The organism is Novosphingobium rhizosphaerae, assembly GCF_050920675.1.
Lineage (GTDB): Bacteria > Pseudomonadota > Alphaproteobacteria > Sphingomonadales > Sphingomonadaceae > Novosphingobium > Novosphingobium rhizosphaerae.
This window is the reverse complement of sequence record NZ_CP137861.1, coordinates 3,291,915-3,314,811: the sequence shown is the minus strand read 5'-3', so window position 1 is coordinate 3,314,811 and position 22,897 is coordinate 3,291,915. Positions and strand designations below refer to the sequence as shown.

21 protein-coding genes and 1 pseudogene are annotated in these 22,897 nt (G+C 64.8%); 13 read left to right on the top strand and 9 right to left on the bottom strand.

The genetic code is table 11. From position 1 onward, the window contains the following. The first annotated feature begins 65 nt into the window (after window positions 1–65). From fucP to R9J51_RS15105, 3 genes are read left to right on the top strand one after another with little or no spacing between them, the layout of a single operon-like run. On the top strand, window positions 66–1,394 hold the full coding sequence (gene fucP, locus R9J51_RS15115) for an L-fucose:H+ symporter permease (protein WP_179504931.1): 1,329 nt from the start codon (window positions 66–68) through the stop codon (window positions 1,392–1,394). Continuing rightward, window positions 1,391–2,380, top strand: a complete 990-nt coding sequence (locus tag R9J51_RS15110; protein ID WP_179504930.1) for an aldo/keto reductase — start codon at window positions 1,391–1,393, stop codon at window positions 2,378–2,380. Before fucP ends, R9J51_RS15110 begins: the two co-directional genes overlap by 4 nt. Then, window positions 2,371–3,192 carry an amidohydrolase family protein gene (locus tag R9J51_RS15105; protein WP_179504929.1) on the top strand — a complete coding sequence of 274 codons (822 nt, stop codon included), beginning with the start codon at window positions 2,371–2,373 and terminating at the stop codon, window positions 3,190–3,192. The genes R9J51_RS15110 and R9J51_RS15105 overlap by 10 nt, the downstream gene beginning before the upstream one ends. 16 nt (window positions 3,193–3,208) lie before the next feature. Here R9J51_RS15105 and R9J51_RS15100 read toward each other — a convergent pair whose 3' ends face one another. After that, window positions 3,209–4,174, bottom strand: coding sequence for a LysR substrate-binding domain-containing protein (locus R9J51_RS15100; RefSeq protein WP_218843491.1), 966 nt, complete (start codon window positions 4,172–4,174; stop codon window positions 3,209–3,211). Window positions 4,175–4,266: 92 nt separating this feature from the next. Between R9J51_RS15100 and R9J51_RS15095 the strand changes: the two genes are divergently transcribed. Then, entirely contained in the window at window positions 4,267–5,466 is a 1,200-nt protein-coding gene (locus tag R9J51_RS15095; protein WP_179504928.1) for a cytochrome P450, read from the top strand. A gap of 26 nt (window positions 5,467–5,492) precedes the next feature. Here R9J51_RS15095 and R9J51_RS15090 read toward each other — a convergent pair whose 3' ends face one another. Further along, entirely contained in the window at window positions 5,493–6,389 is an 897-nt protein-coding gene (locus R9J51_RS15090; protein WP_179504927.1) for a LysR family transcriptional regulator, read from the bottom strand. A 145-nt stretch (window positions 6,390–6,534) separates the two neighbouring features. Between R9J51_RS15090 and bdcA the strand changes: the two genes are divergently transcribed. Further along, window positions 6,535–7,248, top strand: coding sequence for an SDR family oxidoreductase (gene bdcA, locus R9J51_RS15085; protein ID WP_179504926.1), 714 nt, complete (start codon window positions 6,535–6,537; stop codon window positions 7,246–7,248). Window positions 7,249–7,322: 74 nt separating this feature from the next. On the opposite strand, the gene R9J51_RS15080 is transcribed toward bdcA, so the two are convergent. After that, a complete protein-coding gene (locus tag R9J51_RS15080) occupies window positions 7,323–8,087 on the bottom strand; it encodes an SDR family NAD(P)-dependent oxidoreductase (protein ID WP_179504925.1) in 765 nt (254 codons plus the stop codon). Window positions 8,088–8,126: 39 nt separating this feature from the next. Continuing rightward, window positions 8,127–8,921, bottom strand: coding sequence for an SDR family NAD(P)-dependent oxidoreductase (locus tag R9J51_RS15075; RefSeq protein ID WP_179504924.1), 795 nt, complete (start codon window positions 8,919–8,921; stop codon window positions 8,127–8,129). Window positions 8,922–9,043: 122 nt separating this feature from the next. Between R9J51_RS15075 and R9J51_RS15070 the strand changes: the two genes are divergently transcribed. Continuing rightward, a complete protein-coding gene (locus tag R9J51_RS15070) occupies window positions 9,044–9,985 on the top strand; it encodes a GlxA family transcriptional regulator (protein ID WP_432787538.1) in 942 nt (313 codons plus the stop codon). Window positions 9,986–10,071: 86 nt separating this feature from the next. Here the strand turns inward: R9J51_RS15070 and R9J51_RS15065 are convergent, their stop codons facing one another. Next, complete coding sequence (locus R9J51_RS15065) at window positions 10,072–10,683, bottom strand: glutathione S-transferase (RefSeq protein ID WP_179504923.1); 612 nt, start codon at window positions 10,681–10,683, stop codon at window positions 10,072–10,074. A 103-nt stretch (window positions 10,684–10,786) separates the two neighbouring features. On the opposite strand from R9J51_RS15065, the gene R9J51_RS15060 reads away from it, so the two are divergent. The 4 genes and pseudogenes from R9J51_RS15060 to R9J51_RS15045 all read left to right on the top strand — a co-directional run bounded on the left by R9J51_RS15060 (window position 10,787) and on the right by R9J51_RS15045 (window position 13,633). After that, entirely contained in the window at window positions 10,787–11,494 is a 708-nt protein-coding gene (locus R9J51_RS15060; RefSeq protein WP_179504922.1) for a helix-turn-helix transcriptional regulator, read from the top strand. Between the two features lie 104 nt (window positions 11,495–11,598). Then, window positions 11,599–11,892, top strand: a pseudogene (locus R9J51_RS15055) (bifunctional methylenetetrahydrofolate dehydrogenase/methenyltetrahydrofolate cyclohydrolase); the annotation flags it as partial. Window positions 11,893–12,085: 193 nt separating this feature from the next. Then, window positions 12,086–12,616: a hemerythrin domain-containing protein gene (locus R9J51_RS15050; RefSeq protein ID WP_168555176.1), complete on the top strand. Its 531-nt coding sequence runs from the start codon at window positions 12,086–12,088 to the stop codon at window positions 12,614–12,616. 63 nt (window positions 12,617–12,679) lie between these two features. Continuing rightward, window positions 12,680–13,633: an NAD(P)/FAD-dependent oxidoreductase gene (locus R9J51_RS15045; protein ID WP_432787536.1), complete on the top strand. Its 954-nt coding sequence runs from the start codon at window positions 12,680–12,682 to the stop codon at window positions 13,631–13,633. On the opposite strand, the gene R9J51_RS15040 is transcribed toward R9J51_RS15045, so the two are convergent. Beyond that, window positions 13,605–15,827: a catalase gene (locus tag R9J51_RS15040; protein ID WP_179504920.1), complete on the bottom strand. Its 2,223-nt coding sequence runs from the start codon at window positions 15,825–15,827 to the stop codon at window positions 13,605–13,607. The two genes, R9J51_RS15045 and R9J51_RS15040, sit on opposite strands and share 29 nt — an antisense overlap. Window positions 15,828–16,088: 261 nt before the next feature. Here R9J51_RS15040 and R9J51_RS15035 point away from each other — a divergent pair, with 261 nt between their 5' ends. From R9J51_RS15035 to R9J51_RS15025, 3 genes are all read left to right on the top strand, one after another. Next, window positions 16,089–16,838 carry a Crp/Fnr family transcriptional regulator gene (locus tag R9J51_RS15035; protein WP_179506497.1) on the top strand — a complete coding sequence of 250 codons (750 nt, stop codon included), beginning with the start codon at window positions 16,089–16,091 and terminating at the stop codon, window positions 16,836–16,838. Window positions 16,839–16,969: 131 nt separating this feature from the next. Then, the gene (locus R9J51_RS15030) at window positions 16,970–17,110 is read left to right on the top strand and encodes a hypothetical protein (protein WP_184117312.1); all 141 of its coding nucleotides are present in this window, start codon (window positions 16,970–16,972) and stop codon (window positions 17,108–17,110) included. Window positions 17,111–17,613: 503 nt separating this feature from the next. Beyond that, window positions 17,614–18,300 (top strand): TetR family transcriptional regulator, encoded by a 687-nt coding sequence (locus tag R9J51_RS15025; protein ID WP_168555171.1) that lies wholly within the window; start codon window positions 17,614–17,616, stop codon window positions 18,298–18,300. 8 nt (window positions 18,301–18,308) lie between these two features. Here the strand turns inward: R9J51_RS15025 and R9J51_RS15020 are convergent, their stop codons facing one another. The 3 genes from R9J51_RS15020 to R9J51_RS15010 are packed head-to-tail and all read right to left on the bottom strand — an operon-like array spanning window position 18,309 to window position 22,839. Beyond that, entirely contained in the window at window positions 18,309–18,971 is a 663-nt protein-coding gene (locus tag R9J51_RS15020) for a VOC family protein (RefSeq protein ID WP_179504919.1), read from the bottom strand. A gap of 41 nt (window positions 18,972–19,012) precedes the next feature. After that, a complete protein-coding gene (locus R9J51_RS15015; protein WP_179504918.1) occupies window positions 19,013–19,858 on the bottom strand; it encodes a 4Fe-4S dicluster domain-containing protein in 846 nt (281 codons plus the stop codon). Next, complete coding sequence (locus tag R9J51_RS15010; protein WP_218843490.1) at window positions 19,855–22,839, bottom strand: molybdopterin-dependent oxidoreductase; 2,985 nt, start codon at window positions 22,837–22,839, stop codon at window positions 19,855–19,857. Before R9J51_RS15010 ends, R9J51_RS15015 begins: the two co-directional genes overlap by 4 nt. Window positions 22,840–22,897 lie beyond the last annotated feature (58 nt).

The following is a 22,897-nucleotide window of genomic DNA, read 5'->3' as shown; positions in this document are numbered from 1 at the left end:
CCGATACGGTGTGTTAGGCCCCGGCGCAGATCGGGTTGATAAGACAAGCAACAGGAGAAGGATTGATGCACACTGCGCCGCAGGCCGGCAGTGACCCGGCCAAGGCAGGGCCTGCAGACGAGGGGCATTCCGGCGCGGGCGGGTTCATCCTTCCGGGCTTCGGCGTGGCGTTCGCGCTGGTCGTCAGCCTGTTCTTCCTTTGGGCCCTGGCCAACAATCTCAACGATATCCTGATCCGGCAATTCCAGAAGGCGCTGGGCCTCAACCGGGCAGAAGCCGGGTTCATCCAGTTCGTGTTCTACATCGGCTATTTCACCATGGCCTTGCCGGCCGGCATGATCATGCGCCGTTATGGCTATCGTGCGGGCATCCTGGTGGGCTTGGCGCTCTATGCCGTGGGCGCCTTCCTGTTCTATCCTGCCTCGCTTGCGCGGACGTTTTCCCTGTTCCTGGCCGCGCTTTATGCCATCGCGGCGGGCGCCGCATTTCTGGAAACCGCCGCCAACCCCTGCATTGCGGCGTTTGGTGCGCCGGCTGCCGCGTCGCAGCGCCTCAACCTGGCGCAGGCGTTCAACGGGATCGGCGGTGTCGTGGCGCCGCTGATCGGCGGGCTCTTCATCTTTTCCGGCGTGGAGCATTCCAGCGCCGCGCTGGCGGCGATGAGCGCGGCGCAGCGGGCGGCCTATCGGGCGAGCGAGGCGCAGACGGTGCAGGTGCCCTACCTCGTGCTCGGCCTGGCGGTCCTGCTGGTTGGGCTTGCCTTTGTCTTTGCCCCGCTGCCCAGGCTCCAGACCGGCGCGGCGGCGCCCCTGCAAGCCGGTGCCGCGCGCCGCCTGTTGGCGCGCCCAAAGCTGCGCAGTGCAGTCATTGCCCAGTTCCTGTACAACGGCGCGCAGGTGGGCATCTGGAGCTTCTTCATCGATTTTGCCAAGGATGCCCTGCCGACGATCACCGAGCGGGAGGCGGCATACCTCTTGTCGTTCAGCCTGGTCCTTTTCATGCTTGGGCGCTTTGCCGGCGCGGCGCTGATGATCCGGTTTCGCCCGGCGGTGCTGCTGGTGGGCTATGCGGTGGTGAACATGGTGCTGATGGCGCTGGCCGTCTTGTCGGGCGGCACGGTGGCGGTTGTGGCGCTCATCCTGTCGAGCTTTTTCATGTCGATCATGTTTCCCACGATCTTTGCCCTCGGCATCGAGGATCTGGGCCCGCTGATGCCCTTGGGTGCGTCGTGCCTTGTCATGGCGGTCGTTGGCGGCGCGGTTGTTCCTCCGCTGATGGGACAGATCGCGCTTCATGCCGGGTCGCTGCATCCGGCGCTGGTGCTGCCGTTGCTGTGCTTTGCCGGCGTGGCGTTTTTTGCCCGCCGCCTGGGCGAAAGGGTGGCCGTGGCATGACCGGCTTTGCCACGCGCCTGGGGTTCGGCGGCAGTTCGTTGGGCAATCTCATGGCCCCGGTTTCGGCCGAGGACGCTGCCAGCACTGTGGACAAGGCCTGGGAACTGGGCCTGCGCCACTATGATACCGCCCCGCATTATGGGCGCGGCCTGGCCGAGCGGCGGCTGGGCGATGCCTTGCGCGCTCGCACCGGCTTCACCCTGTCGACCAAGGCGGGGCGGGTGCTTGAGCCCGATACTGCCATGGGCAGGGCCGGCCTGCACGATGGCTTCGTTTCGCCCATGCCGTTCCGCGCCCGTTACGACTATTCGGCCGCTGGCATCCTGCGCTCGCACGAGGCCAGCCTGCACCGCCTGGGCCTGGCCTATATCGACCGGCTCCTGGTCCACGATATCGGCAGCCAGACCCACGGCGCCGATCATGGCGGGCATTGGCACGATCTGTTGCAGGGTGGCGGCTGGCGCGCGCTGCAACGGCTGCGGGAAGATGGCTGCATCGGCGGCATCGGCCTCGGCGTCAACGAAACGGCCGTCTGTCTCTCGCTGATGCAGGAAACGCAGGTCGATACCATCCTGATCGCCGGCCGCTATACCCTGCTCGACCAATCGGCCCTCGATGCCTTGTTGCCGGCCTGCCTCAAGGCGGGCACGCAAGTCTGGCTGGCCGCGCCGTTCAATGGGGGCATCCTGGCCACGGGGCCGGACGGGCCGGGCACGCCCTATTATGACTATGCCCCCGCTGCGCCCGAACTCGTGGCCAAGGTGCGCCGGATCAACGCGGTCGCTGCGCGGCATGGCGTGCCTTTGCCTGCCGCCGCATTGCAGTTCCCGTTGCATCATCCGGCCGTGGCCCAGGTGATCGCGGGTTTTCGCCACCCCACCGAGGTGGAGCGCGCCATCGCCTGGTTGAAGTGGCCCATTCCCGCCGATTTCTGGGCGGAATTGAAAGCGCAAGGCCTGTTGCGAGAAGACGCATCATGCGGGTGATCGATGCCCACCAGCATTTCTGGGACCTCGCAACGCCTGGCCATGAATGGCCGACGCCGGCCCAAGCGGCCATCCACCGCAATTTCGGCCCGGCCGATCTGTTGCAGGAAGCGGCGGCGGTGCCGCTTGCCGGGACGATCCTGGTCCAGTCCCAACCCAGCGATACCGATACCGACTGGACGCTGGCGCTCGCCGATGCGACACCATGGGTATTGGGCGTGGTTGGCTGGGTGGATCTGGCGGCGCCGGGTGCGGCAGCCAGGGTTGCTGCGTTGGCCGGGCACGGCAAGCTGCGGGGCCTGCGCCCCATGCTGCAGTCCATCGCGGAGAGCGCGTGGATCTTGGGTGACGCGCTGACCCCCGCGCTCGAGGCGATGCTGGCGCATGGCTTGCGCTTCGACGCCTTGGTCCAGCCGCGACACCTGCCGATCCTGGAAGCGTTTGCCCGGCGTTGGCCCGATTTGCCGATCGTGATCGACCACGCGGCCAAGCCTTTTGCTGCGCGCAATGAACTGGACCCGTGGCGCGACGACATGGCGCGCCTGGCTGATCGCGGCCTGTGGTGCAAGCTGTCAGGCTTGCGGACCGAGCAGGCTGCACATCAGGACGCCGAAGCGCTGGCGCCATATGTCGAACATCTGGCGCGGTGTTTTGGCGACAGGTTGCTGTGGGGCAGCGATTGGCCGGTGCTGCATCTTGCCGGTGATCGCTATGCCGATTGGCTGACAGCGGCGCAGCGACTGGCTGCCGCAGCCGGGCTGGCACCGCAGCGGCTGTTCGTGGACGCGGCCCGGGCTTTCTACGGCGTCTGATCGCACCTTCCCGCCATCAGGGTGCGGCGCGGGCAGGATTGGAAAAGATCGGGTCGCTTTCTTCCAGCGTCGGGTCGCGCCCCAGGAACAGGCTGGCCAATACGCCCCGAAGCCAGCGGACCGCAGGATCGTCGTGCACCCGCCGGTGCCAGAATTGCTTGAGCACGATGGCGGGAATGGCAAGCGGCGGATCGACGCTGGTGACCGCCGCCATGTGGGAAAAGGCACGTGCCACCGCTTGCGGCACCGTGGCGATCACGTCGGACTGCGCGATCAGGAGCGGCAGGCTGAGGAAGTGGGGTGATTGGATCACCACGCGCCGCGATAGCCCCAGCTCTGTCATGTGCGTTTCGAAGATTTCCTGGCTTCGCCCTTCCTGCGAGACGACCGCATGGTCGGCGGCAAGAAACGCATCGAGCGTCAACCGCGTGGCGAGCAAGGGGTGCCCGCGCCGCATCATCACGGCAAACGGATGGGTAAACAGCGTTTGCTGATAGGTCGCGCCGTCGGTCAGATCGGGGAAATAGCCCAGGGCAAGGTCGATCGTGCCATCGGCGATGCCTGCGCGGATGTCTCGCGGTGAAAGCGAGACGCTGCGCACCGTGACAAGCGGGGCAGCCTGGGCAAGCCTCGCCACAAGGCGGGGCAGGAACACCAGTTCGCCGATATCGGACAGGCAGATGGTGAAGCGTCGCTGGGCCGTAGCGGGCGCGAACCGCGTTTCCTTGAGGATTTCGCCGCGCACGGTCTGCAAGACCCGCCGGATCGGATCGCGCAACGTTTCGGCCAGCGGCGTGGGGGCCATGGCGTTGCCGCTGCGCACGAACAAGGCATCGCCAAAGGTCTGGCGCAGCTTGCCCAGGGCATAGCTGACCATCGGCTGGCTCATCCCCAGCCGCTCGGCCACGCGCGTGGTGGTGCGATCTTCGAACAAGGCGTCGAGCACCACCAGCAGGTTCATGTCGAGGCGGGAGATATCCATATTCTGGATTTAGGCTATCGAGGTTATCAGGTAAACAGCGTGACGTTGCCCCTCTATGCCGGACACACAAGCAAGCGGTGGAAGGAGGGGCCATGACTGTCACGACGAGCGAACCGGCAAGCATTGCGCTGGACCCGTTCTGCCCGGCGTTCCTGGCCGATCCTTATGCCCATCACGCCACGCTGCGCGAAGCAGGGCCGGTGCTGTGGTTCCCGCGCTATGGCGTGTTTGGCGTCGCGCGCCATGCGCAAGTGCAGCAGGTGCTCACCGATTGGCAGACATTCTGTTCCAGCCGGGGGGTGGGATTGGCCGATTTCGCGCGCGAAACGCCGTTCCGCACGCCCTCGCTGCTGCTCGAACGCGATCCGCCGCTGCATCGGCAAACCCGCAGCGTGATGAACAAGGTGGTTGCCCTGCCGCGGCTCAAGGCCTTGGCCCAAGGATGGCGATCAGTGGCGGCGGAACTGGTGGAAGCGGCGGTGAAACGCGGCCGGTTTGATGCTGTCACCCAGCTTGCCGAGCTGTTTCCGCTGCGAATCTTCCCCGACATGGTCGGCCTGCCGCCTGACGGGCGCGATCACCTGCTGGCCTATGCCACGTCGGTCTTCAACGCCTTTGGCCCGCGCAACGCCGTGTTCGAACAATGCCTGGTGGGGATCGAGGCGGCGCAGGCGTGGATAGCCGATGCCTGCCGCTATCAGAACCTGCAACCGGGCGGGTGGGGGCGGGATGTCCATGATTTCGGACGCGAAGCCGGTCTCGCCGAGCCGGAATGCGAGCTGCTGGTTCGCTCGCTGTTGTCCGCCGGCGTGGACACCACGATCAACGGCATCGGCAACATGATCCACGCCTTTGCCCGGCATCCCGAAGCCTGGGCGGCCGTGCGCAGCGATCGATCGCTGGTCAAGCGCGCGTTCGAGGAAGCGCTGCGCTGGGAAGGGACCGCACAGGTCTTCTTCCGCACGACCACGCGCGCGGTCGAGCTTGGCGGCGTTTCCCTTCCTGAAGGCGCAAAGATCGTCACGTTACTGGCCGCGGCAAACCGCGATCCGCGGCAATGGAACGATCCCGACCAATTCGTGATCACGCGGCAGACGAGTGGCCATGTCGGCTTCGGGTTCGGCATTCACCAGTGCCTGGGGCAGATGATTGCCCGGCAGGAGGCGGAAATCGTGCTGGACGCGCTGGTCGATCGCGTCGCAGCGCTGCGCCTGGCCGCGCCGCCCACGCGCCGGATCAACAACACGCTCTATGCCTTGGCGAACCTGCCGCTGGAAGTTGAGCTGGCCTGAGCGCCACCATGACTGGCGCGGTGCCGTCAGGCTTCCCAATAGGGCGGGTCGCCAAAGCTGCGCCGCAGGCTTTCGCCCAGGGCCTGGATTTTCGCCGCCGCGCCGTGATCGCGCGGATAAGTCAGGAACAGTTCCGCGCCTTCCGCCGGCGCGCCGACGTCGATTTCCACCAGCGCACCATTGCGGATTTCCGTGTGCACGAAAAAAGAGGGCAGCAGTGCCAATCCCAGGCCGGCGAGGGCCGCGTCGCGCATCACGAGGCCGTTGTTGACGCGCAAGGGCGCCTTGGGCCTGACCACCGACCAGCCCGCACCCACGGCAAAGCGCCAGTCGCCCGCCCGGTTGGCATAGAGCACGCCGCGATGGCGTTCGAGATCGGACAGCGAGGCAGGGACGCCGTGCAAGGCAAGATAGGCTGGTGAGGCAACCAGCAACCGCCGGCTGCGCGCCAGGCGCCGCGCGATGAGGCGGCCATCCCCGATCGCGCCGTGCCGCAAGACCGCATCGAACCCGCCGGTTGCGGCATCGACAAAGCTGTCGTCCAGTTCGAGGGCCATCTCGATGCCGGGATGATCGTGCAGGAAGCGGGCAATGGCGGGGCCAAGGTGCAGCGTACCAAATCCCACTGGGGCAGAGATGCGCAGCGGTCCCGCCAGCTTGCCGCTGCTGGCGTCGAGTTCGGTCATGGCCTCTTCCATTTCGCGCAGGATGCGCCGTGCGCGGGGGAGCAGCGCCTGGCCCGCGCTCGTCAGGGTCAGCTTGCGAGTAGAGCGCTGGATCAGGGTCACGCCCAGCGATCGTTCCAGTTCGGCCAGCCGTTCGCTGACCACCGACTTGGCAAGGCCAAGCCGCCGTGATGCCGCGCTGATCGACGTCTCATCAACCGTGGCGACGAATGCGGCAATACCGTCAACTTTCATCATTGTTCGGATTTTCCGTCATGCAGTTCCGGAATTGTATGGCTAGTTCGAACGATGCATCATTGGCATCTTCAGGTCCAGACAGCGGGAAGGGCCTGACACGCAAAAGGTTCGCTCTTGCTGGAAATCGATTCACAGGAGACTGATCATGCGTGATTTTGCCGGAAAGAATGTCCTGATCCTCGGCGGCAGCCGGGGCATCGGTGCTGCAATCGTTCGCCGCTTCAGCGCGGCTGGCGCTTCGGTTGCCTTCACTTATGCAGGCTCGCACGACGCGGCCAACGCGATAGCCGCCGAGACGGGCGCCAAGGCGATCCAGGCGAACAGCGCCGACCGCCAAGCGCTCATTGCCACCGTTTCCGAACGCGGCGCGCTCGATGTCCTGGTTGTCAATGCCGGCACGCTGGTGCTGGGCAACCCGCTGGACCTGGATGCCGATGACATCGATCGCATGATCGACGTCAACATCCGGGCGCCTTATCATGCTGCCGTAGAAGCGGCGCGACGCATGAACGATGATGGCCGGATCATCGTCATCGGCTCGGTCAATGGCGATCGCATGCCCTTTGCCGGCGGCGCCGCCTATGCCATGACCAAGGCGGCCCTGCAGGGCATGGTGCGGGGGCTGGCGCGCGATTTCGGCGATCGCGGGATCACGGTCAACAGCATCCAGCCTGGGCCGACCGACAGCGACATGAACCCGGCCGAAGGGCCGATGGCGGCGATGATGCACGGCTTCATGGCGATCAAGCGCCACGCGCGGGGCGACGAGATTGCCGAACTGGCTGCCTACCTTGCCGGGCCACATGGCGCCATGATCACCGGCTCGATGCAGACCATCGATGGCGGCTTTGGCGCCTGATCGGCCCGCAAGAATGCGCCGTGCCTGCGCGGGAGAGGGGCGGCCGACGCTGCGCCTCTCCCGCCGCGGGGCGGTCAGGCCCCGACCGGGATCGGGTTTTCCACCAGGCTCTGGTTGAACGCGTCGAACAGGGCATGCTCTTTGGCGCCCGGATTGTCGCGCAACGGGCGGATGGCCTCGACGATCACTTCGGGATCGTCCGTCGCCAGGGCGACCAGCGTCTGCTCGATGAAATCGGGCAAAGGCATCGCGCGGGGGTCTCCGCTCTTGTAGATCAGATCGGTATCCACCCACGGCGGCGCAATTTCCTGCACGCGCACATTGGTGTTCCGCAACTGGAAGCGCTGTGACAGCGCGAAGGAATGGAGCGCCGCCTTGGTGGCCGAATAGACCGCGTTGCTCGCGATCGGCACAAAGGCCAGGACGCTGCTGGTATAGAGCACGGTGGCGTCCGCCTTGGTCTTGAGGTGCTCGATCAAGGCCGATGTCACGCGGATCGGGCCCAGCAGGTTGGTGGTGATCAGGTCCTGCGTCAGCGCGTCGTCCACCGGGCCGGAAACATCGTCGAACGGCATGAAGCCGGCGTTGTTGAATACCACGTTGAGATCGGGGTGCTTTTCGATCAGCTCGCGTGCCGCCGCCTGGATGCTGTCGAGGCTGGTAACGTCCAGCGTGATGGCGGCCATTCCCGGGTTGGCTGCGGTCACTTCCGCCAGCAGCGCGGTGCGCCGGCCCGAGATGATCACCTTGTTGCCAAGTTTGTGCAGCGCTTCGGCAAGGCCGCGGCCAATGCCGCTGGTGCCGCCGGTGATGAAGATGGTGTTGCCGGTCAGTTTCATCGGTTCAATCCTGTCTGCTTGGTGAGGGTGGGGACGGGTTCAGGCCGCGGCGTGGAAGCGCGGGGCGGACTGGGTCGCCGACAGCTGCGGGCCAAGGGCGCGGCGCGCCGCTTCGAAGGCGTGCCACAGTTCCACGTCGCGCAGTGCCGGGATCGTGCTGGTCTCGCCTTGGTCGAGCCCGGCCAGCGCGGCGTCGACCATGTCTTCGGCCTGCATCACGATTTCGCTGGGCAGATGCTCCACCGGCAGGCCGCCAAGCGCCCAGAAGTCCGTGCGGGTTGCGCCGGGCAGCACCGCCTGGGCGCGAATGCCCTGTGCGGACAGTTCGTGGTTGAGCGAGGTGGTGAAGGCCTGGACGAAAGCCTTGGAGCCGCCATAGACGCCGTTGAGCAGTTCGGGCGCCACGGCCACGATCGAAGCGATGTTGATCACTGTGCCGCCTCCGCGCGCCACGAAGCCCGGCACCGCGGCATAAGTCAGCCGCATCAGCGCGGTAACGTTCAGGCGCACCATGGCTTCCATCCGCTCCACATCGCTTTCCAGCAGCGTGGTGTGGGTGCCGATGCCGGCATTGTTGACCAGCACCGAAATGCTCGCGTCTTCGCGCAGCACCGTTTCGACCCGCGCCAGATCGGCAGTATTGCCAAGGTCGGCGGCCAGGACTTCCACCGCACGGCCCGTCTTGTCCGAGATCGTCGCGGCGAGCGACTGGAGCTTGTCCTTGTTGCGCGCCACCAGGATGAGATCGTGGCCGCGCGCGGCCAGGCGATCGGCATAGATCGCGCCGATCCCGGTGGAGGCGCCGGTGATAAGTGCAGTACCCTTGGTGTTCATGGCCTTGGTCCTTGTTCGGCAAGAGAGCGTGCTTGCTCTCGACACGGACCTTATGGACCTGATGCGCGATGTCTGGTATGACGTAGAAAGTACGTTTTCAGGACATAATATCGGAACCCCCCGTGCCACATGTTTCGATGGTGCTGACGCCAGGATTTCAGTTTCTCGCGCTGGGCGTGCAGGCGGCCTTCGAACTCGCCAACGGTCTGCAGGGCGAAGACTATTACACCTTGTCGATTGCCTCGGTCGATGGCGGGCCGATCATGTCGTCGAGTGGCTTTGCCGTTCCCACCGCCCGGCTTGATGATGTTGGACCGATCGACACACTGCTGCTCTTGGCCGGCCTGGTGCCGCCGCCCCAGCAGGACGAGGCGGTTCTCCAACGGCTGCGCGCCATGGCAAAGGAGGCGCGCCGGGTGGCCGGGCTTTGCACCGGGGCATTCCTGCTGGGCCAGATGGGCTTGCTCGATGGCCGGCGGGCGACCACCCACTGGTCTTACGCGCGCGAGATGCGGGCAACCTTTCCCGATGTGCGGGTGGAGGATGACCGCATCTTCATCAATGAGGGGCCGGTCTGGACATCGGCAGGGCTGACCGCGGGGCTCGACCTTGCAGTGGCCCTGATCGAAAAGGATCTCGGCCGCGATGTGGCATCGGCAGTCGCCCGCCGGCTTGTCATGCATCATCGCCGCGCGGGCGGACAATCACAGCATTCGGAACTGCTGGAACTTTCGCCGAGCAGTGACCGTATCCAGAAGGCGCTGATCTTTGCCAAGGCGCATCTCGCCAATCCGCTCACCGTGGAGGAGCTGGCCGAGGTTGCGGCACTTTCCCCGCGCCAGTTCAGCCGCGCCTTCCGCGCCGAAACCGGCCAGACGCCGGCCAAGGCGGTGGAGCAGATCCGCCTGGAAGCCGCGCGCCTGATGATCGAGGAAACGCGCCACCCGATGGACCAGATCGCGCAGGAAAGCGGCTTTGTCGATCTGCGCCGCATGCGCGAAGCCTTCATGCGGCAGTATGGGCAGCCACCGCAAACCCTGCGCCGGCTTGCCCGGGCGGCGTGATGGACGCGCGATAAACCCCGCGCCACGGCGGGGCACGCCGTGGCAACGGTGCTGATCAGGCCTTGCTGCGGATCGTGCGGCCGGCGTCAGGCCGCCGGCTGGGGGCCCGCCTGATCGTTGAGGGCAAGTGCGCGGATGGCGGCGGGGCGGTTGCGGCACCTTTCGAGATAGGCATCGAACAGGGCGTCGGCCGGAAAGGCCGCGCGGCCAAACGTCATGGCGCTGCTGATCAGCAAGTCAGCCCCGGTGAACGCGTCTCCCATGACATAAGGGCCCGCGGCGAGCGCATTTCTCAACCGCGCGACGACCGCGTCATGGCCGCGTTGCTTCTGCGCCGAGCCAGCAAGGTCGCCAGCCTGGGCAGCGAACAGCGCGGGTTCCAGTTCGGCAACGTACCACGCCATCCACGTGAGGTAATCGCCGCGGCCCGTATCGGCCTGGGCCGGGGCAAGGTTCGCTTCGGGAAAGGCGTCGAGCAGATAGAGCACGATCGCAACCGATTCCGCGAGCAGCCTTCCATCATGGACGACGGCGGGCACGCGCTTGTCGGGATGGGGATTGGCCGGGTCGGGCTGCCCGTCACCGGTCATCGGCCGGAAGATGGAGACCGGGCGGATTTCATAGGGAACGCCGATCTCTTCAAGCAGCCAGATCATGCGGGATGAGCGCGACTTGGGCGCGTGGAAAAGGGTGATCATCGAGCTGTTCCTCTCAAGGCAAGGGGTTATGCACCGGTGTGCAGAACGATTTACCTTGTACACCAACCCTGCTGACAGCATTCTGTCAGCAGGAGATGCCATCATGCGCAGAGCGGATCGATTGTTCCAGATCATCCAGATCCTTCGTCGCTCGTCGCGGCCGGTGACTGCCGCAGAGATCGCCCGTGAACTCGAGGTTTCGCAGCGAACGGTCTATCGCGACGTGGCCGATCTGATCGCCCAGCGCGTGCCGGTGCAGGGAGAGGCCGGGTTCGGCTATATCCTCGACGATGCGTTCGACATGCCATCGCTCATGCTGACACCCGACGAGATCGAGGCAGCCGTGCTGGGTGCCCAGTGGGTGGCAAGTCGCGGTGACCCGGTGCTTGCCAACGCCGCGCGCGACCTGATCGCCAAGATCACCCGCGTCGTGCCTTACCAGTTGCGTGCCCTTATCGCCGATCCGGCCATCGGCACGCGGTCGATCACCACGCCAGCGCCCGATGGCATCAACCTTGCCCGCGCGCGCGAATGGATCCGCGCCGGCCGCAAGATCGAGATCGATTATCTCGACCAGCACGGCTATCAGACCTGCCGCGTCGTCTGGCCGGTCATCGTCGGCTTCCTGGACGAAACCCGGATGCTGGCTGCGTGGTGCGAGCTGCGGCAGGATTTCCGGCATTTCCGGGCCGATCGTATCCTCGCCGCGCGTTTCCTGGAGGAACTGCACGGCATCCGGCCGGCCGCACTGCGCCAGCGGTGGAAGCGCGACATGATGGAACGGCGCAATGCCGCCGCCACGCCGCCATGACCGGCCGCAAAGGCTCTCCCGTCAGTTGAGCGCCTGCATCGCCGGATCGAACAACTCGTCCAGGCTCAGCTTGCGCGGGATGATCCGCTGCTCGTAAGCCAGCTGGAGCGCCCGAGATCGCGCGCCAGGCCGATATCGTCGTTGCCGCGGCAGGATCGCCCGCGCTGGTGCGTGGATTCTGGGTAAAGCAGGGCGCGGTGGTCATCGATGTCGGCATCACGCGACTGGCGGGGAGTGCGGGGCAGAAGGATCGCCTGGTCGGTGATGCCGCGATCCATGAAATGGACCATGCGCGCGCAGTCACGCCGGTGCCGGGGGGCGTTGGACCGATGACCATCGCCTGCCTGCTGTCGAACACGATCAAGGCCGCGCAAGCAGGGGGCCTAACGCCCGCATGAACGCGCGTTTTGGCAGCCGTAATGGACACGGAAGCTTTGCCGCATCGTGTGCGATGTTCATGCAGCCGGTCTGGCGGCATTCAAATTCGCTTTGATCGAGGTTAGTTTTCAGGCCGCCGCCGGCGCCGTTCACTCTGCCGAACGTTCATGTGGAAACGCGCGGGCTATCCGCGATCGTGATGAGGACCTCCGCATGACCACAACCACCAAGACCACCAAGGGCAAGGCCTCGGCACCCGCATCCAAGACCGCCCGCAAGACCGCGCGCGCCGCGTCCAAGCCGAGCGATGCGATCAAGCTGCTCAAGGACGATCACAAGGAAGTGAAGGACTTCTTCAAGAAGTACGAAACACTGGAAGACGATGCCGAAAAGCAGGCGCTGGCCGACAAGATCTGCCTTGCCCTGATCGTCCACGCCCAGATCGAGGAAGAGATCTACTATCCCGCCACGCGCGAGGCGATCGATGACGACGATCTGCTCGACGAGGCCGAAGTGGAGCACGCCAGCGCCAAGCAACTGATCGCCGAAATCCAGGCGATGAAGGCAGGCGACCGCCTGTTCGACGCCAAGGTGACCGTGCTGGGCGAATATATCAACCACCACGTCGAGGAAGAAGAAGGCGAGATGTTCCCCGAAAGCAAGGACAGCGATCTCGACCTTCAGAAGCTTGGTGAACAGCTTGCCGCGCGCAAGGCCGAACTGATGGCCCAGGCGAGCAAATGACCCTGATGCGCCGGCGATCGCCGGATGATCGCCGGCGCGTCCTCCATCGGCAGGGCCTGCCGCGTGGATGAGTGGGCAGGCACGAATTGCGACTGCCTGGTGATCGGTGGTGGGCCCGCGGGCCTGACCGCGGCGATCTATCTCGCACGGTTCAATCTTTCCGTCACCGTCGTCGATGGCGCCCAAAGCCGGGCGGCATCGATCCCCATGTCGCACAACACGCCCGGCTTTCCCGATGGGATCGCCGGGCCGGTACTGCTTGACCGCATGCGCCGCCAAGCGCGCGGGTTTGGTGCCAATCTGCGGCGGGGCGAGGTAACCGGGCTTGTCCGAAGCGGCCCTGGCTTCGTCGCGAGCACGGCACAAAGCACCATTCGGGCCCAGGCCGTGCTGCTGGCAACCGGTGTCGTCAATCATCGGCCTCAACTGTTGCGCGAGGCGGACCACGACCAAGGCGTTGCCCGCGGGCTGATCCGTTATTGCCCGGTCTGCGATGGCCATGAAGCCAGCGAATTGAACATTGCCGTGTTCGGCACGGGTGAAAGAGCCTGCGGCGAAGCGCTGTTCTTGCGGTCCTTTTCCTCGCGCATCACCCTTGTCGCCCCGGCATCGGGCCACGACCTGGACGCCACAGCTTTAGGTAGCCTCGCCGGTGCGGGTGTTGCCCTGGCCGGGCGGTGCCATGCGATGCGGCTGGGGCTCGACAAGATCGAACTCGATATCGAGGGGGAAACGTGCGCCTTCGACACGTTGTACCCCGCGCTCGGATCGACGGTGCGCTCGCAACTTGCCCAGCACCTGGGCGCCGACCTTGCCGCCGAAGGATGCGTGCTGGTCGATAGCCACCAGCGCACTTCGCTGCCCGGTCTCTATGCGGCCGGCGATGTCGTGCTTGGTCTGGACCAGATCACCCATGCCATGGGGGAGGCGGGGGTTGCCGCAACCACGATCCGTAACGATCTGGCTGCGGCAAACCCCTCATTCCTGTTCAGCTCTGCGCGTCAAGATCGACCGTGAGTTCACGCGGCCAATAGCGCAAGGTGCGGCAGGCCGTGATGAACGCGGTTGCATCCTCGGTCGCGTCAAGCGGCAGGCAGGCTTCATCGAGCAAACCGGCAACGCCGGCGGCAACCAGCAGCGTTTCGGCCTGGGCCGAAAAGCCGATGAACTTGCAGTGGGCAAAGGCATCGGTGACGAAGTCCTTGGCTGCCGCATCGCGCGCCAGCAGGTCTGCCCCATCTGTGGAAACCACGATCGCCACCGCATCGAACAGCACCGACGGGCCGCCGTCGATCTTGTGCTTGGCGGCAAGCGTCGTTCCGTCCGACAGCGTGACGCCGCCGATCTTGGGCGCGACGATTTCGTAGACCGCGCCTTCGGCTTCAAGCGCATCGACCAGCCCCAGCACCAGATCGACATCGGCATCGTCGCTGACCAGAATGCCGAGCTTGCGACCCTTGAAGCTTTCCGGGTTGTTCTTGACGATGCTGAGCTTGTCGGACGTGGGCAGGTCCGTCATCGTCTCGCGCGCCGCGACGGCCGCCTCGGGAAGCGCGAGGCCAAGGCCATCGGCCACGGTGGCCGCCAGCGTTTCATCGATGTTGCGCAGGTGCGAGACAGTGCGTGCGCGAATGTCCGGCCGCTCCACTTTCGACAGCTCGAACACCAGCGCATCGCCGATGTGCTTCTGCTCGATCGCCGCCTGGCTCATATAGAACTGCCGGGCCTGGCTGTAGTGATCGGCGAAGCTTTCCGAGCGCACCCGCTGCTTGGGCCCGTCGGCAGTTTCGGCGTGGGTGACGAACCCGCGGGCGGGGTCTTCGCGTGGGCCGCCCTGGGTGGGACCCCAGCTGTTGGGCTCATAGTTGGCGCGGCCCTTGGGGTTGCGCATGGCCATGTGGCCGTCCTGCTGGAAATGCGCCATCGGGCATTTCGGCGCGTTGACCGGGATATGCGTGAAGTTGGGGCCGCCCAGGCGCTTGATTTGCGTGTCGAGGTACGAAAAGTTGCGGCCCTGGAGCAGGGGGTCGTTGGAGAAATCGATGCCCGGCGGCACGTTTTGCGTGCAGAAGGCAACTTGTTCGGTTTCTGCAAAGAAGTTGTCGACCACCCGATCGAGCACGAGGCGGCCGACGATGCGGATCGGCACCAGCTCTTCGGGAATGAGCTTGGTGGCATCGAGCACGTCGAAATCGAAGCTATCGGCAAACGCGTCGTCGAACAGCTGGACGCCCAGATCCCATTCGGGGAAATCGCCGGCGTTGATGGCATCCCACAGATCGCGCCGGTGGAAATCGGGATCGGCCCCGTTGATGTTGACCGCTTCGTTCCACACGACCGATTGCAGGCCCTGGCGGGGCTTCCAATGGAATTTCACGAAGGTCGATTTGCCCTCGCCGTCGACCAGGCGGAAAGTGTGGACGCCAAAGCCTTCCATCGTGCGGAAGGAGCGCGGAATGGCGCGGTCCGACATGGTCCACATGATCATGTGGAAACTTTCCGGGCTCAAGCTGATGAAATCCCAGAAATTGTCATGGGCAGTCTGCGCTTGCGGAAACATGCGGTCCGGCTCGGGCTTGGCGGCGTGGATCAGGTCGGGAAACTTGATCGCGTCCTGGATGAAGAACACCGGGATGTTGTTGCCCACCAGGTCCCAGTTGCCTTCCTGGGTATAGAGCTTGACCGCAAACCCGCGCACGTCGCGGGCAAGGTCGAACGAGCCCTTGGAGCCTGCAACCGTTGAGAACCGCACGAACGCCGGCGTGCGTTCGCCCACCCGCTGGAACACGTCGGCGCGGGATACGTCGGCCAGGCTGTCGGTCAGTTCGAAATAGCCATGCGCGCCATAGCCGCGCGCGTGCACGACGCGTTCGGGAATGCGTTCATGGTCGAAATGGAAGATCTTTTCGCGGAAATGGAAGTCTTCCAGCAGCGATGGGCCGCGCGCGCCCTGACGCAGGCTGTTCTGGTCATCGGACACCGGAATGCCTTGCTGCGTGGTAAGCGTTGCCACGTCGCCATCGGCAACCTGGTGCGTCTCGCCGCCATCGCCCAGCGGTTCGTCGAATGAAAAGCTGATGTCGGCATCGCCGGGCACGGGCGATGCCTTTGCTGGCGTCTCTCCGCCCAGGTCTGTTCCGGAAAGCTGCGCAGGCGCCAAAATGCCGGGGGGTGGTGCGAAAGATTCCGTGTTCTCGGGCTTGATCGCCATGTCCTGTCCTTGTCGGTGAGCGGATTGTCAGCTGGATTGATCGCAGCGAGCGGTGGTGCCGGCGCCGCCAGCAAAAGCATGATGGCGTCGTAAGTTACGCGCAGCGTCTCGACCGGAACCCCAGGGGATCAGGGAAGTTGCAGGAACGCGGATCAAACTAACCTGCGTTGATACGATTGATGGCAGCTTACCGTCCGCATGCCGCGCACCTGCTTGGTGGTGCGGCAACGGGCATACGCGCGACGTGAGAGGAGAGCGTGCATGTTCACCGAGAGGTTTCTACGCGGCAAACGCGGCGTCAGGCTGGATGACGATGAACGCGCGGCCCTGGAATCAGCGGTCGTGGAGGTGAACACGCTGCCGCCGCGAGCAACGATCGTGCGCGCCGGGGTGAAACTCGATTACAGCACGCTGCTGATTGAAGGCATCGTGTCTCGTTACATCGATGATCGCCGCGGGCTGCGGCAACTGGTCGCGGTGCATTTTCCCGGCGATTTCGTTGATCTGCATGCTTTTCCCTTGGGAGAGCTGGACCACGATGTGCAGACTGTCACCGCGGCCAAGACCGCCACGATCCCGCATTCCGCACTTGAGGCCATCCTGGTGGAGCGGCCCAACCTCATGCGCAAGTTGTGGTTTGCCACGCTGATTGACGCGGCCATCCACCGTGCCTGGCTGTTCCGCCTGGGCCGGCTGGATGCCATGGGGCGGGTCGCGCATTTCCTCTGCGAAACCAACGCGCGGCTGGTGTCGGCGGGGTTGAGCGATGGCCACCGCTTTACCCTGGCGCTGACCCAGGCCGATCTTTCCGAAATTTGCGGCCTGACGAATGTTCACGTCAACCGGGTGATGCGCAAGTTGCGCGAAGAGCGGCTGTGCGTATTCCGCTCGTCGCTCGTCGATATTCCCGATCCCGATCGCCTGGCCGCGCGGGGCCAGTTCAATCCGGACTATCTCTATATCGCCCAGTCGTTGTCGCCGGTATCGGTGGCGAACGCCCGATCAAGATGATCGGCGCCAGGCGAAGTGGTTTGGCGAGGTTGGCCGCGTTGCCGCTCAGTCCCAGCTCAAGATCAGGCGGCCGCTGGCAGGAACCCGATATTCCACCCGGCCGGTTGCGCGGTGATCAATGCCGCGGGCTGGTGCGGGTGGATGACGCCGAAGCCCACCCCGCTGCCTGCCTGGCGGCAAACCATGTCGGTGCCGTTGCCCTGGCCGATGCCGGCCGCAGCTTTGCCGCCGCGGCGGACTGCGTCACGTCGCCCACCTATGTGCCCATCTGACGCGCGTGACGCTCGATCTCATCATCGATGGCGAAACGGGCCTGTGGCATCTTGCCAATGCTGGCGCCGTGTCGTGGGCCGATTTCGCCGTCGACCTGGCCACCGCGCTCAACCTTCCGACCGGGGCAGATCGAGGCACTGGCGCAAGCGGCAATGGGTTGGGTCGCCGCGCGCCCGCGTCACGCGCCACTTGGCACGGAACGCGGAATGATGATGCCCACGCTGACGGCAGCGATCGCGCAATTCGCCAGCGTGCTGGAACTGCCTGCGCGCCTGACGCCAGCGGTTCCAGCCATGGCCTGAATGGAGAGCGCGGTGCCCTGGGCGATACCTTGCCGCTTGGAACAGGCGTATTTCGCCCTTGGCCACCCGCATTGGCAATGGGCCGCGCCGCTGAGGGGGTTGCTCATCGCCCGTTTTGTGCAATAGCGCAGTCAAATTGCCGCATGCCATTCGGGCTTTGCGGTGGATCGCATGGACGCCCAGCCTGCCGGAGACTCGCCGTGTCGCAACCCACCAATGACGCCAACGAGGTCAAGGTAGACCGTCGGCGCCTGCGTACCCGATCGGCATTGATCGGGGCGGGGCAGCGCCTGTTTGCCGCGCGTTCGATCGACGGTGTGACGATCGACGATATCGTCGCCGCAGCCGATGTCGCCAAAGGCAGTTTCTATAACCATTTCGACGACAAGGAGAGCTTGGCCGGCGCGATCGTCGATCTGGTGCAGGGCGATTGCGAACGCGAGGTGGCCAGTGCCAACCTTGATGTGACCGATCCGGCCAGTCGCGTCGCGAGGGCCATGGCGGCGTTGATCCGCTACGCCCGTGCGCACCCGGATCGCTATCGCTCGATGGTCAGCCTGTCCAAGCGGCGCACCAACATCGAGGCCCCGATCAACGCCGGGCTGCGCCGCGACATCGCCGCCGGGCTCGATGTTGGCCAATTCAGCGGCATCACCCTGCAGGGCGGGATGCTCACCGTCTTCGGGCTGATCGCCACCGCCGTGGAGTATCTTTCAGCCACCCGCGCGCGCAGCGCCCCGCCCGAAATCGCGCGCGAAATGGCGTTCATCCTGCTGCGCGCGCTGGGCGTGAGCACCCGGCGTGCGCAGTCGATTGCCGAAAAGGCAGTCGCCGATCTGTTTCCCGAGCCGGCGGACGAAGACGATCACCTCGGCGGTGCGATCTAGATCGTGACCTATCCTGCTGGCGCCGACGTGCTGGCGAACAGGGCGCCGTCAAAGTCGTAATCGGGCACGCCGCCTGGCCGGATATGGGGCGCGCCATCGGGGTAGGGCGCCGAGCCAAAGCGGATCAGTTCGCCCATCGGGTCTCCGCGCAGATAGCGGGCGAGCAGCACTTCGGGATCGAAGTCGACGCCGATCGGATTGATGTCGAAATAGGGGCTGCGCATGTAGGCGTCGGCTTGGGCGCAAGCCATGGTGTCGAACTGGGTTTCGACTTGATTGCCATCGGGATCGCGATAGTAGATCGACATCGTGAACCCGTGGTTGAGGCACCAGTCCGGCCTGATCCCCAAGGCCTTGAGCCGTTGGTAGGTGGCGAGCAGGCCACCGAGCGAGGCATAGCTGAACGCATAGTGCTCCAGGCCGGAGGCGCGGGGCTGGACCGGGGCCAGCCCGGGCATGGCGATGATTACCACGCGGTGGTGTTCCTCGTCATAGCGCAGAAAGCTGGCAAAGGCGTTTTCATAGGCCACCCGGGCGTTCAGGAACGCCAGGTAGAAATCGCGCATGACCGCAAACTGCGCGGTGCGCAGCACGATATGGGCCAATTGCGAAGGGCGGATGTCGCTGCGGGCCAGGATCTCCTCGCGGCCGTTTTCTTCGGATATTGCCATGGGTAAGTCCTTCTTGTCGGTGGAAACACCGACCCGATGGCTCACCGGACTTCGATCACTCCGAGATAGGTGTTGTCATACAAGGTGACGTCCGTTTCGAAGACGACCGCGCCGGTGGCATGGGCCACCTGGAGTCGGTAGACTTCTCCCCGACCCTCGAGCGGTTCGAACTTGAACTCGCCGAAAGGATCGCTGTCCTGTTCCATCAGGACCTTGTTATCTTGTAGCAGGCGCACCCGCAGGCCGGCGGCGCAATCCTCGCGCCCGGTCTCGCGGCGAACCAGCGCACCGCCAAGGAAGCAGTGGCTGACGCGGTCGAAGTTGCGGTACCAGATGCGCGGGCGGGTGCCGAGTTCGGAGTGGAGGCGAACCAGCCCCTCGTCGTTTGCGCGCGCATCCATCTGCGCGTCGTCCAGCTTGGCCAATGTGAGGGCCTGTGTCGGGCAAGACTGCACGGCGCGCGGCTCTTTCCAGCCGTTGTCGAGCAGATGCGCATCCATCGACCACTTCTGCGGCAGCTGCAATTCCTCGTTCCAGTGAATCTGGCCATAGGGGCAGGTGCCCACCAGGTCCCTGCGGCCACGGGCCCTGACCGGATCGATCACCACGATCCCATCGGCGCGCTTGGAGACGACATCGCTGGTCTCGGGCGTCAGGCACGGCGGATTATCGCACTGCTGGCACGTCTCGATATAGTGCGACACGTCGATCATCGGCGCGGCGCCGCGTTCGTGCCGGGCCAGCGTCAACCACAGGTCACCCAGCCGCGGTGCGGGTTCGGAATAGCCCGGGAAGCTGTTGCCCAGGTATTCGTCCTTGGTCGCCAGCACGCAGTTGTTGCAGCTGTTGCACCGCGCGACATCGAAGATCAGGTTGTACTTGCTCATTCGGCGGCTTCCTGCAGCGTGGACGTGCCCAACCAGGCCTCGATTTCGACAAGGCACAGCGATCCGGCCGAGGCGACGGTGCCGTCGGCCTGCATGCGGTTGGGCGTGAGGATGTTCATGCAGCCGCCGATATCGGGCGATGCACCCGGCTCGCCGAGCGGCTGGTAGCTCGCCGACGATTCATAGGAATGGGCGACGCCGGCGGCGAGGCGGTTGGTCACTTCCGCCGCGCAGATCACGCTGCCAAGATCGTTGAACACGCGCACCAGCTGATGGTGGGCAATCCCACGCCGCCGCGCGTCGTCTTCGGCGATCCGCACGATCCAGTAATAGTGCCCATCGACGCAGACGCGGTGATCGGCAAGATCGCTGATCGCGCTGCCCTTGCCGTCCTGCGCGGTGTGAAAGCTGAAGCGCTGGTGCGGCGTGAGCAACTGGATGGGATAGCGGCGATACCGCTCGCCCTCGCGCGCGCCTTCGAACGGGCGGGTATAGCGCATCAGCGCGGGGCGGTCGGGGCGTTCGGGCTGCAACCGCTTGAGCGAGTTGGGCACGAATTCGAACTTGCCCGACTGGGTCTGAAGACCATGGAGCCACTTGTGGCTATATCCGGCGGGCAGCGGGAAGGGCTCGGGCACGTCCTTGGGACGGCCTTCATAGAACCAGCGCATATCGACCGCCACCCGCGTCTCGGGCTTTTCGGGCGGCACCACGTAGTAGCCCTTGCGCAGGAATTTCTTCCACGAGATGTGCTTGGGCAGGTCGGACGAGTCGAACACGCGCTTCGCCCAGTCGAGCTCGGAGCAGCCTTCGGAGTAATAGTTGCCCAGACCCAGCCTTTTGCAGATGTCCCAGAAGATCTGGTAGTCGGACTTCGATTCCCCCAGCGGCTCGATGCACTTGTGCTGCATGGCGATGACGCGGTGGTTGAGCTGGGCTTGCCAGTGATACCCGAAGCCCGAAGAATTCGACCATTCGCCGATGTCATGCCGCTCGAACTGGGTGCAGGCAGGCAGGATGATGTCGGCAAAGCGGGTCTCGCCTTCGTTCCAGATGCCTTGCGCCACCACGCATTCCAGTTCGGGCGAGCGGTACATTTCGGCAAAGCGCGCGGAACTGGCGATCGTGCCCATCGACGAGCCGCCATAGCGATAGAGCATGTGAATCTTGGAACAGCCCGGCGCCGGGTAGAAGTAGGGCCGGAACTGGATTTCCATGCTGGTCGGCTCCAGCAGGTAGCCTTCGGCGAAGCCTTCGAGGATCGCCTCGGGCAGCTTCTGGCGCGGGACGATCTGGGGAACCGGGTTCATCGACAGCAGGTGCGGCATGCGAACGTAATTGTTGGTGGCCGAGCCAGTGGCCATCAGTTCGCCCGAAATCCCGCCTTCGCCATAGCCGGGGAAATAGAATTCGAGATTGACCGGGGTGCCGTTGGTGAGATTGCCGAAGTTCACCCCCGGGCGGCCCCAGCCCTGCATGGCCATGAGCATGACCATGGCGCGCGCCCACTGGATGCCGCTGGCATTGCGACACGCGCCGCCAAAGCCGCCACCGTTGACCCCGCAGCCCAGGTAGACTTTCTTGCGGCCCCATAGCCGCGCCAGTGCGCGGGCCTCGCGCGCCGGGATGCCGGTTTCTTCCTCCTGCCATTCGGGGGTCTTGGGCACGCCGTCGGTTTCGCCCATGACATAGGCTTTCCATTCGTCGAACCCGGTAGACCGGTTCTCGACGAAATGGCGGTCGTAGAGATCTTCCTGGATCCACACATACATCAACGACAGGGCCAGGGCGGTGTCGGTGCCAGGGCGGATCGGCAGCCACTTGCCGCCGGTGAACGCCGCCGTGGGCGAATAGTGCGGGTTGATGTGGATCGCTTCGATGCCGAGTTCCTTGGCCCAAAGCCGCCGCTCGCTGGCCTCGGTGCCGCCATAGGCGCCGAACTGCGATTCCGGGTCGCTCGACCAGTAGACGATCAGCTCGGCTTCCTTGAGCGCATCCTCCAGGCCGCCATAGCCGGCAGCCGCGCCAAGCCGCATCGAATTGCCGTAGTGGTGCATCGCCCCCCAGTACCAGCCTTCCCAGCTGTCCGGGTTGAGCATCACGCGGGTGACGCCCACGGTATTGCCGAAGCGCATCATCGCCGACAGGTAATAGCCGACATTGCCCCACTGGTGGTGGGAAGGGTGGGCAAGCGCGATCGCGCCCGGCCCATGGACCTGCTTTTGCCGCAGGATTTCCTTGGAGACGATATCGAGCGCCTCGTCCCAGCTGATCCGCTCATAACCCGATGTGCCGCGGTTCTGCGGGTTGCGTTCGCCGTCGGGATCGAAGTCGACACGCTTCATCGGGTAGAGCAGGCGGTCTTCGGAATAGACGATCGATTTCATGGCGAGCGAATGCGGCGCGACATAAGCCTTGCGGCGCGGGGTGAAGCGCTTGCCCCTGGCCTCCATCGTCCAGGTCTCGGGATCGTCCTTGGTGAATTCGATGATTGCGGTGCGCACGATCCTGCCGTCCTTGACGTAGACGTGGAGCGGGCCACCGTTGGTCATCTGGGTATAGCGCGTGCTGCCGTCGGGCATGGGCTCGCCCATCTTCCAACCGTCGGAATCAAGGCGCGAGGCGAGCTGGGTGAACCATGCGATCAGATCCTCGTCGCCCATCAGGGCCACGCGGAAGTTCTTACCGGCGTGGATCACCTCGGCATAGTTGATCGGCGGGGTGGTCAGGGCAACGGCCGTATCGACGTCCTTGAACTGCATCACCACGTCGGGGCTGGGGTGCAGCCCCTTGCGGCTGACGATCCTGCCGCGGTCGAAGGCATAGTGGCGGGCGATGCTGCCGTCCGCCAGGCGGATCTGCACCACGCAGGTCTTCTGTTCGAGAAAGGCCCGGAACTGCGGGCTGCCCTTTGCCTTAAGCGCAAAAACCTTGGGAAGCGCGAACAGCGTCGCCTTCAGCCGCAGTGCCTTGATATCCACCAATCGTCATCCTCACCATCTGCCCTATGTATCCCACTATTATACGAAGTAGTCAACT